The following is an 11,952-nucleotide window of genomic DNA, read 5'->3' as shown; positions in this document are numbered from 1 at the left end:
GTCGCGGCGCCCGGCGCCGTGCCGGGCGCGCCGACCGCGGCGGTGCCGCAGCAGGGCGTGCTGCAATGGCCGTTGCGCGGCCCGATCCTGAAGACGTTCGCGCCGGGCAAGTCGAACGGCATCGTGATCGGCGGGCAACCCGGCGATCCGGTCAAGGCCGCGGCGACCGGCCGCGTGGTCTACGCGGGCACCGGCATCGAAGCGTATGGCCCGCTCATCATCATCAAGCACAACGACTCGCTGATCACCGCGTACGGGCAGAACAGCCAGTTGCTCGTCAAGGAAGGCGACGCGGTCGCGCAAGGGCAGACCATCGGCGAGGTCGGCGTCGATAGCCGCGGCGTCGCGTCGATCCAGTTCGAGGTGCGTCAGAACGGGCAGCCGGTCGATCCGCTGCAGTGGCTGCCGAAGCCGGGCGGCTGAGCGTCCGTCGTTCGCGGCCGGATCGGCGCGCCTGCGGGGACGCGCCGATTTTCAGCGCCGCTTTAATTGAATACACTGTGTGGTCCGATTGCCTGTCGCCCGCTTGCCGGCGCGCTTGTGCGCGTTTGCAAGTTCGTCGCGCAAAGCATGCGCGGCCGGCTGCCGTTGGCTGTCATTCATGGATGCACAAGGACCCACAATGATCGATTTGCGCAGCGATACCGTCACCCGTCCGACTCCGCCGATGCTCGCGGCGATGTCGGCGGCCGAAGTCGGCGACGACGTCTGGGGCGACGACCCCACCGTACTGCGTCTGCAGGCCACGCTGGCCGAGCGCGCCGGCAAGGAAGCGGGGCTGTTCTTCCCGAGCGGCACACAAAGCAACCTCGCCGCATTGATGGCGCATTGCGCGCGCGGCGACGAGTACATCGTCGGCCAGCTCGCGCACACCTATAAATACGAGGGCGGCGGCGCGGCGGTGCTCGGCAGCATCCAGCCGCAGCCGCTCGAAAATGCCGCCGACGGCTCGATCCCGCTCGAGAAGATCGCCGCCGCGATCAAGCCGATCGACGATCACTTCGCGCGCACACGCCTGCTCGCGCTGGAAAACACGATCGGCGGCAAGGTGCTGCCGGCGGGCTATGTCGCCGAGGCGACGCAGCTCGCGCGCGAGCACGGTCTCGCGGCCCACCTCGACGGCGCGCGCGTGTTCAACGCGGCGGTCGCGTCGGGCCAGCCGGTCGCGACGCTCGCCGCGCCGTTCGATTCGGTGTCGATCTGCTTTTCGAAGGGACTGGGCGCGCCGGTCGGCTCGGTGCTGGTCGGCAGCCGCGCGCTGATCGACAGCGCGCATCGCTGGCGCAAGGTGCTCGGCGGCGGCATGCGTCAGGCGGGCGTGTTGGCGGCGGCCTGTTTGTACGCGCTCGATCACAACGTCGAACGTCTCGCCGACGATCACGCGAACGCCGCGCATCTGGCGGCGGGTCTGGAGACGATCGAGCAGGTGAAGGTGCAGTCGGTCGCGACCAATATGGTGTTCGCGCAGTTTCCGCAGCAGCATTGCGCGCCGCTCGAAGCGTGGCTCAAGGAGCGCGGCATCCTCACGCAGATGCTGTATGCGTCGCGCTTCGTCACGCATAAGGATGTGTCGCGCGGCGATATCGATACGTTCATCGCGGCGGTGAAGGGGTATTTCGCGGCGCGGTGATTTCTTTACTTCACCGCCGCTTTTGCCCGCATACCCGCGCGATGCGATGGCGCGAGCAGCCGCAAGCCGCTCGCAAGACTCGCCGCGCCCGCGAAGAACGCGCCGGTGCCGAGCGCGAGCGTCGGCCCATGCTGCCGTCCGGCAATCCCGAAGCACAACGCCACGAGCGCCGCGCCGGTCGCCTGTCCGAGCAGCCGCGCGGTCGCGACGATGCCGCTCGCGCCGCCGCTGCGCTCCGGCGGCGCGCTCGCCATCAGCGCCTTCAGATTCGGCGACTGGAAGAAGCCGAAGCCCGCGCCGCAAATCGCCATGCGGATGCCGATGTCGAGCACGTGCGGATACGCGGGCAATAGCGCGAGCGACGCCATCCCCGCCGACAGCACCGCGAGCCCGATCGCGCCGAGCAGACCCGGCGGATAGCGGTCGGACAGACCGCCCGCGAGCGGCGCGGCGAGCGCGACCACGACGGGCCACGGCGTCATCAGGAAGCCGGTTTCGACCTGGCTGCGCAGCAGCACGTCCTCGAAATAGAACGGCAGCGACACGAACGCGAGGCCTTGCGCGGCGAACGAGCACACGGCCGTCACCGCCGACAGTGCAAACACCGGCCGCCTGAACAGATCGACGGGCAGCATCGGCGCGGGATGACCGGCCTCGCGGCGAATCAGCAGCAGCCCGAACACGAGCGCGATCGCCGCGGCACTCAGCACGATCTGCATCGACGCGCGCTGGGCCGCCTCGCCGAGCGCGAAGATCAGCGCGGCGAACGTCACGACGTTGAGCAGCGCCGCCAGCGGATCGAGCTGATGCCTGCCTTGCGCGGTATGCGGCAGCGCGGGCCACGCGAACATCAGCGCGAGCACGCCGAGCGGCACGTTGACCGCGAACAGCCACGGCCACGTCGCGACCGACAGGATCAGCGAGGCCACCGTCGGTCCGACCGCGAACGACACGCCGACGATCAGCGCGTTGGTGCCGAGCCCGCGTCCGAGCCGATGCGGCGGATACAGATAGCGGATCAGCGCGGTGTTCACGCTCATGATCGCGCTTGCGCCGAGGCCTTGCACGATACGCGCGGCGGCGAGCAGCGGCAGCGTCGGCGCCATCGCGCAGCCGAGCGAACTCAGCGTGAACAGCGCGATGCCGCCGATGTAAATGCGCCGATGCCCGACGATGTCGCCGAGCGCGGCGAGCGGCAGCAGCGTCGCGACCATCGCGAGCTGGTAGGCATTGATGATCCATACCGAGGCCGCGGGCGCCGCGTGCAGATCGGCGGCGATCGCGGGCAGCGCGGTGTTGGCGATGGCGGTATCGAGCGTGGCGAGCGCAACCGCGAGCATGATCGCGGCCATCGCGCGACGGTCGGCGGCGGACATCGAGTCGTCGGCCGCCACGGAGGACGCGCTGGCGGAAGGGCAGGGCTTATCGGACAAGGCGTGGCTCGTCGGGTTATGCAGGCCGGCGCGCCGGCCGGTCAGAAAGAAAAGACGCGGGCGCGCACGAGCGGCGGGTTGCGTTGGGCGTGATGCGCGCGCCGTGCGGTCCTCCCGGCGAAAGCCATCTGCAAGGCGGCTTGCGCGGCGCAACTCCGCGATTGTTGCAGAGAGCGGCCAATCGTGCAGGGACGTGGGCGGCGTTGCGGGTGGTCGTTCGGGCCTTCGATTTTCCCGATCGAGAGAGGCAACTAACCGTCAGCCCCGCAAAGCGTCATCGAACTGACGGACGGCAGAGATAAACCCATTGCGCATCGCCCATAACCGTTCAGCAGAAAAAGCCGTCCGATTCGACCACGCAATCGCGCCAACCCGCCGATTCCCGCGCTCGTCATGCATCCGTCATGCGCCGAAAAAATAATCGACGTGGGTCGGCGAAGGCTTCCGTTGAACGCATCGCCGATGCACGCCATGAGTGCCGCGTCCATGCAGTTTTGCACCGTATACGGGCGCGCGTCGCGGCATCGGTCGATGGCGTCAGCCGCCGGAGCCGGGCATGGCATGTGCGTGAAAATCCGCTCGCCTTTGCAGTGTGCGCGCGTCGTAAAATGTCCTACTCTGTTTTTTTAATCCGCCTGACAGGCACGCGCCTCCCGGCCGTCAACTGTGCGGTTCGCGTCTGTCATGTCGTTCTATCCCGGAGGCTTCGATGACAACCGTCGATCTGGAATTCGACCAGCTCAACAGTACCGTCGACGCGCTACGGCGCTCAATTTCGAATCGCATGATGTACGGCGTCGGCAAGGACGCCGTTACCGCGCATCCGCATGACTGGCTGCACGCGGCCGCGCTTGCCGTGCGCGACCGTCTCGTCGCGCGCTGGATGAAGACCACGCGCCTGCAATACGAGCAGGATGTGAAGCGGGTCTACTACCTGTCGATGGAGTTTCTGATCGGCAGGACGTTTACGAACGCGCTGCTCGCGCTCGGCATTCACGATCAGATGAAGGAGGCGCTCGCGAGTCTCGGCGTCGACATGGATTCGCTGATCGAGATCGAGCCCGATGCCGCGCTCGGCAACGGCGGTCTCGGCCGCCTCGCCGCGTGCTTTCTCGACTCGATGGCGACGCTCGGCATTCCGGGCTTCGGTTACGGCATCCGTTACGAATATGGAATGTTCCGCCAGGAGATCGTCGACGGCGAGCAGGTCGAGGCGCCGGACTACTGGCTGCGCGCGGGCAATCCGTGGGAATTTCCGCGGCCCGAAATCAAGTACATGGTGCACTTCGGCGGACGCACGGTGCAGCGCGGCGACTCGGTCGAATGGATCGACACCGAGCACGTGAACGCGACCGCCTACGATACCGTGATCCCCGGCTATGCGACCGATGCGACCAATACGCTGCGGCTGTGGTCGGCGCGCGCGACCGATGAGCTCGATCTCGGCGCGTTCAACCGCGGCGACTACCGCAACGCGGTCGACACGAAGAACATGTCGGAGAACGTGTCGCGGCTGTTGTATCCGGACGACTCGACGCCGGCCGGCCGCGAACTGCGGCTGCGCCAGGAGTACTTCTTCGTCTCGGCGACGATGCAGGATCTGATTCGCCGCTATCAACGCACGCACAGCACGTTCGGGCGCTTCTCAGAGAAGGTCGCCGTGCATCTGAACGACACGCACCCGGTTCTTGCGATTCCCGAGCTGATGCGGCTGCTCGTCGACGTGCATCATCTGCCGTGGGACAAGGCGTGGAAACACGTGACGCAGATCTTCTCGTATACCAATCACACGCTGATGCCCGAAGCGCTCGAAACGTGGGATGTGGAAATGCTCGCGCGCCTGCTGCCACGGCATCTCGAGATCATCTTCGAGATCAACGCGCAGTTTCTCAAGCACGTGAGCGAGCAGTCGGGGCATGACGGCGAGATGATCCGCCGCATTTCGCTGGTCGACGAATACGGGCAGCGGCGCGTGCGCATGGCGTATCTGGCGATCGTCGCGAGCCACAAGGTGAACGGCGTGTCGAAGCTGCATTCGCAACTGATGACGCGCGATATCTTCGCCGACTTCGCGAGCGTCTATCCGGATCGCTTCACCAACGTGACCAACGGCATCACGCCGCGCCGCTGGCTGGCGCAGGCGAGTCCGTCGATGTCGTCGCTGATCGACTCGCGCATCGGCAAGCACTGGCGCAGCAATCTGTTCGAACTGGAGCAACTGCGCAATCTGCGCAAGGACGATGAGTTCATCGACGCGTTCCGCGACGCGAAGCGGCAAAACAAGCAGCGTCTCGTGCAACGGCTCGCGCATCACACGAAGCTGCATTTCAATCCGGACGCGCTGTTCGATCTGCAGGTCAAGCGCATTCACGAATACAAGCGGCAACTGCTGAACGTGCTGCACGTGATCGTGCGTTACAACCGGATTCTCGCGAACCCCGAGCGCGACTGGGTGCCGCGCGTCGTGCTGTTCGCGGGCAAGGCCGCGTCCGCGTACCGGACGGCGAAGACGATCATCAAGCTGATCGGCGACGTGAGCCAGAAGGTCAATCACGATCCGCTGATCGGCGATCGCCTGAAGGTCGTGTTCGTGCCGAACTACGGCGTGAGTGTGGCCGAGCTGATCATTCCGGCGGCCGATCTGTCGGAGCAGATTTCGATGGCCGGCACCGAGGCGTCGGGCACCGGCAACATGAAGCTCGCGCTCAACGGCGCGTTGACGATCGGCACGATGGATGGCGCGAACATCGAGATCTGCGACGCGGTGGGGCGCGAGAACATCTTCATCTTCGGCCATACCGCCGACGAAGTGGACAGCCTGCGCGCGAGCGGCTATCGGCCCCGGCAGATCTACGAGGAGAACGCGGAGCTGCGCATGGCGCTCGATCAGATTCGCTCGGGGTTCTTTTCGCCGGACGATCCGCTGCGCTTTTCCGATATCTTCCACACGCTCGTGGACTGGGGCGATCACTATATGGTGCTCGCCGACTTTGCCGCATTCGCGAAGGCGCAGGACGAAGTGGATGCGCGCTTCGTCGACAGGCGCGCGTGGACCGAAAGCGCGATCGAGAACATCGCGGGCATGGGGCAGTTCTCGTCGGATCGCACGATCGGCGAATACGCGCGCAATATCTGGCATGTCAGTCCGCTCGATATCGAGTGAGCGATCGTGTAGCGGGCTGGTTTGACCATCGAACGGGAAGGCCGTGCGGACGCCGGGCAGTTCAGTCGCGCACGGCTTTTTTATTGTCGATGGCCGGATCGACGCGGCGTCATGTTATTGCGCGATTGCGCGGACGCCGCGGCGTGCTGCCCGCGCGTGGCCGAGCGTCGCGCGATCGAGTGCGGCGGTGAGCAGGCCGATCACGTCGTCGAGCGTGTGCGAAGTCACTTCGACGCGGAAGGTCACGCATTCGCGCTGCCGGTCGACGGTCATGATGTAGAGCCGCAGATCGTCGCCGAGCGCGGCATGCAATGCGCGCCGTGCGTCGGCCGACGACGTGCCGGGTACCGCGACGTCGATCACGACCAGCGGAACGGGCGTGTGCGTCGTGCCGCGAATCGGCGTGATACGCGCAATGAAGGTTTCGGATGGGGCAGCGGGCGTAAGCATGGGGTTGCGCCGGCCGGGTGCGGCGGCGCGCGTTGTCGAGACCTGCCTACTGTAGCCGCGCGTGCGTCAACGGCGAGCAAAAGCCGCGGTGCGCGGAATCAAATTTGCGTTAAGACGAACGAAGCGAATGAAGCGGCAACGGCGCACGGCCGGCGACAAGCTCATTGCTTCGGCGTCGGGGCCGCCATCTTCGCCTGCTGCACAGCCGCGCTGACACGTTCGACGAACTCCCGATCGGTGCTCATCAGCGCTTCGCGCTCGCCATCGGCCGTTTGTACCATCAGCCGATGCGTAATGTCCTGCGTCGCCCAGGTCAGCCAGCCGACCACGACCAGCATGATCCCGCACACGAGCCCCGCCGCCGAGTGCAGCACGCCGCCGACAATCGCGCCGATCAGCCCGGCCACCGAGATCGCAATCGGCACGAGCTTGTTCTTCTGTACGGTGACGACCTGTACGCCGACGATATCGCGCAGCGGAAAGACCTGGCCCGCGGACGACAGGGCATTGCGCGTCACCGACACGCCGCGATCGTTGAAAGGGTTGTCCATCGGTTCAATGCAAGGATAGCGAAGGACGCAGCGTAGCAGACTTCAACCCCCGCCAGTGACGCGACGTGATGCGCGGACCGCGTGAGGTCAAGGAAATTCATACTTTTGGGGGTTGGATTGGCTAAGATGGCGCATGGTTGCGGGCGCGCCGCGGCGTCGCACCGGGGCAAGGCAGCATTGTCGAACTCCCGCTCGGAGGCCATTCATGACTATCGGCGTATACGCAACGCTGGTCGCGACGTCGCTCGTGCTGCTGCTCGGTGAAAAGCTCGTGCAATGGATCGGTGTGCTGCGCACGTATTCGATTCCGGCGCCGGTTGCCGGCGGACTGGTCGTCGCGATCTGCGTGCTGCTCACGCGCGTTACGACGCACGTCGAAGTCAGGTTCGATGCGACGATGCAGGCGCCGCTGATGCTCGCGTTCTTCTCGACGATCGGCCTGAATGCGCATCTGTCGAGCCTGAAGGCGGGCGGCCCGGTATTGGTCCGGTTTCTCGCGCTGGTCAGCGGGTTGCTGATCCTGCAGAACGTGATCGGCATTCTGCTTGCGTTCGCGCTCGGCGTCGATCCGCTGCTCGGCATTCTCGGCGGCTCGATCACGATGTCGGGCGGCCACGGCACGGGCGCCGCGTGGAGCCAGGTCTTTACCGAGCATCATGGGATCGCGTCGGCGACCGAGATCGCGATCGGCTGCGCGACGTTCGGGCTCGTAATGGGCGGCGTGCTCGGCGGTCCGATCGCACGGCTGCTGATGCGCAGGATCAGCGCCGAGGAACTGCGGCGCATCGGGCAGCGCGAAGAAGAAACGCTGGTTTTCGAGGAGCCCAAGGCGCAGCAGGCCACCACGCCGGCGGCGCTCATCACGACGCTCACGCTGATTTCCATCTGCCTCGCCGGCGGCGAAGTGGTGGCCGACCGGCTCGCCGGCTCCGTGTTCGAATTGCCGACGTTCGTCTGCGTGCTGTTTATCGGCGTGATCCTGAACAACGTGCTCGCACTCGCGCGCGTGCAGCTCGACCAGCATGCGGTCGCGCTCGTCGGCAACGTCAGTCTCGCGCTCTTTCTCGCGATGGCGCTGATGCGGCTCGATCTGTGGGAGCTTGCCGCGCTCGCGGTGCCGATCGTCTCGATCCTCGCGGCGCAGACGGTGCTGATGGCGCTGTACGCGGTGTTCGTGACGTTCCCGCTGATGGGCCGCAACTATGACGCCGTCGTGCTGTGCGCGGCACAGTGCGGACTCGGTCTCGGCGCGACGCCGACCGCGATCGCGAACATGCAGGCGATCACCAACCGCTTCGGTCATTCCCATATCGCGTTCCTGATCGTGCCGATGACGGGCGCGTTTTTTATGGACATCGTCAACGCGGTCGTCATCAAGCTGTTTCTCGCGCTGCCGTTTTTGCACTGAGTTGCATTAACGCGCGCCGGCACGTCAACACGAGGTAAGCATATGAACGATCAATCCGGTAAAAAGCCGGTCGGCTTCGCCAAAGGCCTGACCAACTATGGCGACCGCGAATTCAGCGTGTATCTGCGCCGCACGTTCGCGAGTTCGATGGGCTATAGCCGCGAGATGCTGGACCGGCCGATCGTCGGCATCGCGCATTCGGCGAGCGGGTTCAACAACTGTCATCGGCACTTTCCGGAGATGATCGACGCGGTCAAGCGCGGCGTGCTGGCGGCCGGCGGTCTGCCGATCGAGTTCCCGACGATCTCGCTCGGCGAAACGTTCCTCACGCCGACGAGCTTGAAGTTCCGCAATTTGATGTCGATGGACGTCGAGGAAATGACGCGTGCGCAGCCGATGGATTCGGTCGTGCTGCTCGGCGGCTGCGATAAAACGGTGCCCGCGCAACTGATGGGCGCGGCCTCCGCGAATCTTCCCGCGGTGCAACTGGTCGCGGGCCCGATGTCGACGAGCCGGCATCGCGGCGAGCGCCTCGGCGCATGCACCGACTGCCGCCGCTTCTGGGCCAGATTCCGCGCGAGCGAAATCGACGCGCGGGAAATCGGCACCGTCGAGCGCAGACTCGCGTCGACCGCGGGAACCTGCGCGGTGATGGGCACGGCGAGCACGATGGCGATCATCGCCGAAACCCTTGGCATGATGCCCGCGAATAGCGCCGCCTGTCCGGCCGTCGACGCGGACCGCCTGCGCATCGCGGAAGAAACCGGGCGCATCGCGTTCGAGCTGATCGCGAAGCCGATCCTGCCGGCCGAGATCATGACCGCCGAAGCGGTCGAGAACGCGCTGCGCGTGCTGCTCGCAATCGGCGGGTCGACGAACGCGGTGATCCATCTGACCGCGATCGCGGGGCGCGTGGGCGTGAAGGTCGATCTGCAGCGGCTGAACGAGTTGAGCGATACGACGCCGGTGCTCGTCAATCTGAAGCCGACCGGTGCTCACTACATGGAAGATCTGTACGCGGCGGGCGGCGTGCCGGCGATTCTGCGCGAGATCAAACATCTGCTGTATCTCGACTGCCGCACCGTGACCGGCGAAACGCTCGGTGACCGGCTGCGCGACGTGAGCTGGGTCGATCACGCGGTGGTCAGGCCGTATGCGGAGCCGGTGCGCGAGACGGGCGGTCTCGTTGCGCTGTTCGGCAATCTCGCGCCGCGCGGCGCGATCCTGAAGCGCTCGGCGGCCGATCCGAAACTGTTCGAGAAGGAAGGGCGCGCGGTCGTGTTCGAATCGCTCGAAGATCTCGCGAACCGCATCGACAGCGACGACCTCGACGTCACCGCCGACGATTTCCTCGTGCTGCAAAACGCCGGCCCGACGAGCGAATCGGCGATGCCCGAAGCCGGCTATCTGCCGATTCCGGCGAAGCTCGCGCGCGCCGGCGTGAAGGACATGGTGCGCATGTCCGATGCGCGAATGAGCGGCACCGCGTACGGCACGATCGTGCTGCACATCACGCCGGATGCTGCGTCCGGCGGCCCGCTCGGTCTCGTGCGCAACGGCGATCGGATTCGCCTGAGCGTCGCGAATCGCGCGCTCGAACTGCTGGTGTCCGACGAGGAGCTCGCCGAACGCCGGGCCGCGTTGCCGCCGCGAACGCCATCGACGGCGAAGCGCGGCTATGCGAAGCTGTACGACAGGGAAATTCTGCAGGCCGACGAGGGTTGCGATTTCGGGTTTCTGAAGTAATGTGATGAACTTGCGCTTGCGGGTCCGCTCGCAGGCGGCAACGAGTGAAGAGGATTGACAGAGCCATGACCGATCAACGACAGGCAGCACCCGATAGCACCGCCGCGCGCGTCGCGTTGTGGCGCGCGCTGCACGTGCAGGCCGATGCGCCGCCGCACGTGCTCGAAGATGAAGTCGGCCTGCAACTGCTGGCGCCGGCTGAGGACTGGCGCAGCCGTGGCGACATGGACCCGCGTTTCACGCGGCCGTTTCGCGCGTCGATCGTGGCGCGGGCACGCTTTATCGAGGATCTGGTCATCGAGCAGGCCGGGCGCGGCGTGGATCAGTATGTGATTCTCGGTGCCGGTCTCGACAGCTTTGCGCAACGCAGGTCCGGAATCGCGTCGCAACTGACGGTGTTCGAAGTCGATCCGCCGGGGCCGCAGGCCTGGAAGCGTCAGCGTCTGCTCGAGCTCGGCTTCGGGGTGCCGGACTGGCTGCGTTTCGTGCCCGTCGATTTCGAAGCGGGCGATAGCTGGCGGCGGCGTCTCGTGGCCGAGGGTTTCGACGAAAGCAAACCGGCCATCGTCGTGTCGACCGGCGTCAGCATGTATCTGACGAAGGAGGCGAACGCGGCCACGCTGCGCGAAGTGGCCGCGCTCGCGCGCGGCTCGACGTTCGCGATGACGTTCCTGTTGCCGCTGGAGATGGCGGACCCCGATGTGCGTCCGGCACTCGAAATGGCGGAGAAGGGCGCGCGCGCCGGCGGCACGCCGTTCATCAGCTTCTTCACGCCGCGGCAGATGACGACGATGGCGCGTGAAGCCGGCTTTTCCGACGCGCGGCATGTATCGGCGGAAGATCTGACGCAGCGCTATTTCGCGGGCCGCACGGATGGACTGCGGCCGCCGGGCAATGCCGAGGAATTGCTGGTGGCGAATACGTAGCCGTTACTTCGGCTGCATCGTCGACCGGTCGGCCAGGCGGAAAGGATCGACCGCCCATATCTCGCCGGCCCGCAGATGCGGCTGCATACGCGCGAGCCAACCGGCGAGCGGAGCGAGGCTGATTCCAGGCGGCGCCGAGCCGCCGAAAGACTCCGAAACGAATGGCGCGTCATCGTCCGGGCGGCGGACGATCTGAACGATATGCGTGATGCCGCGCGGACGCGGATGATTATTCGCCCACGCCGGTTCGCCCATTTTCAGTCCCAGGGTCGCGCAGCGCGGCAAGTCGTGCTCGATGATGTTCTGTCCGGCGAGAATGAATGCGGTGCGCGTTTCTATCACGTCGATCATGCGATCCGACCAGGTGTGCAACGCGCGCATGTCGTCGGAGCGAAATACGGGGCGGCTCGCCACGTCGTTTTCCGCTTGCATGGCCTCGGTCAGAAGCAGCGCGACCCATCCGGAGCAGTCGATCACCGCGGGGGTTGCCGCCAGTCCTTCGGCTTTCACGCCTCTGCGGTAGCCGACCCGGCCGGTATGGCGCTGCACGAGTCGCCACATGGTGGCTTCGGCGGTCTGGAAGGGCATGATGGAAAGGGGAATCGTTAGATCTCGCTGAAGGGCAGGAAGCGCCTGCTTCAGTTT

The 11,952-nt window shown here is 65.8% G+C and carries 10 protein-coding genes; 6 read left to right on the top strand and 4 right to left on the bottom strand.

Annotation, left to right across the window (positions count from 1 at the left end; translation table 11 throughout):
• The coding region (locus QM685_RS27630; protein WP_415121414.1) for a murein hydrolase activator EnvC family protein at positions 1 to 423 on the top strand (423 nt) is incomplete at its 5' end.
• 199 nt (positions 424 to 622) lie between these two features.
• Positions 623 to 1,630, top strand: coding sequence for a low-specificity L-threonine aldolase (gene ltaE, locus QM685_RS27625; RefSeq protein ID WP_415121412.1), 1,008 nt, complete (start codon positions 623 to 625; stop codon positions 1,628 to 1,630).
• 5 nt (positions 1,631 to 1,635) lie between these two features.
• On the opposite strand, the gene QM685_RS27620 is transcribed toward ltaE, so the two are convergent.
• Entirely contained in the window at positions 1,636 to 3,006 is a 1,371-nt protein-coding gene (locus QM685_RS27620; protein ID WP_415121426.1) for an MFS transporter, read from the bottom strand.
• Between the two features lie 766 nt (positions 3,007 to 3,772).
• Here QM685_RS27620 and QM685_RS27615 point away from each other — a divergent pair.
• Positions 3,773 to 6,226 (top strand): glycogen/starch/alpha-glucan phosphorylase, encoded by a 2,454-nt coding sequence (locus QM685_RS27615; protein WP_415121410.1) that lies wholly within the window; start codon positions 3,773 to 3,775, stop codon positions 6,224 to 6,226.
• A 114-nt stretch (positions 6,227 to 6,340) separates the two neighbouring features.
• Here the strand turns inward: QM685_RS27615 and QM685_RS27610 are convergent, their stop codons facing one another.
• Together QM685_RS27610 and QM685_RS27605 are read right to left on the bottom strand one after the other, a co-directional pair.
• The gene (locus QM685_RS27610; protein ID WP_415121408.1) at positions 6,341 to 6,676 is read right to left on the bottom strand and encodes a hypothetical protein; all 336 of its coding nucleotides are present in this window, start codon (positions 6,674 to 6,676) and stop codon (positions 6,341 to 6,343) included.
• A gap of 161 nt (positions 6,677 to 6,837) precedes the next feature.
• The gene (locus QM685_RS27605; protein WP_415121406.1) at positions 6,838 to 7,227 is read right to left on the bottom strand and encodes a DUF6232 family protein; all 390 of its coding nucleotides are present in this window, start codon (positions 7,225 to 7,227) and stop codon (positions 6,838 to 6,840) included.
• A 205-nt stretch (positions 7,228 to 7,432) separates the two neighbouring features.
• Between QM685_RS27605 and gltS the strand changes: the two genes are divergently transcribed.
• The 3 genes from gltS to QM685_RS27590 all read left to right on the top strand — a co-directional run bounded on the left by gltS (position 7,433) and on the right by QM685_RS27590 (position 11,307).
• The gene (gene gltS / locus QM685_RS27600; RefSeq protein ID WP_415121404.1) at positions 7,433 to 8,635 is read left to right on the top strand and encodes a sodium/glutamate symporter; all 1,203 of its coding nucleotides are present in this window, start codon (positions 7,433 to 7,435) and stop codon (positions 8,633 to 8,635) included.
• 42 nt (positions 8,636 to 8,677) lie between these two features.
• Entirely contained in the window at positions 8,678 to 10,381 is a 1,704-nt protein-coding gene (locus tag QM685_RS27595) for a dihydroxy-acid dehydratase (protein WP_415121402.1), read from the top strand.
• 65 nt (positions 10,382 to 10,446) lie between these two features.
• The gene (locus QM685_RS27590; RefSeq protein WP_415121400.1) at positions 10,447 to 11,307 is read left to right on the top strand and encodes a class I SAM-dependent methyltransferase; all 861 of its coding nucleotides are present in this window, start codon (positions 10,447 to 10,449) and stop codon (positions 11,305 to 11,307) included.
• 3 nt (positions 11,308 to 11,310) lie between these two features.
• Here QM685_RS27590 and QM685_RS27585 read toward each other — a convergent pair whose 3' ends face one another.
• Complete coding sequence (locus QM685_RS27585; RefSeq protein ID WP_415121398.1) at positions 11,311 to 11,895, bottom strand: hypothetical protein; 585 nt, start codon at positions 11,893 to 11,895, stop codon at positions 11,311 to 11,313.
• Positions 11,896 to 11,952: the final 57 nt, after the last annotated feature.

Origin of the sequence: Paraburkholderia sp. (genome assembly GCF_047605525.1) — a bacterium.
GTDB lineage: Bacteria > Pseudomonadota > Gammaproteobacteria > Burkholderiales > Burkholderiaceae > Paraburkholderia.
Note: the sequence above shows the minus strand (reverse complement) of the source record. Positions and strands in the feature narration are given on the sequence as shown.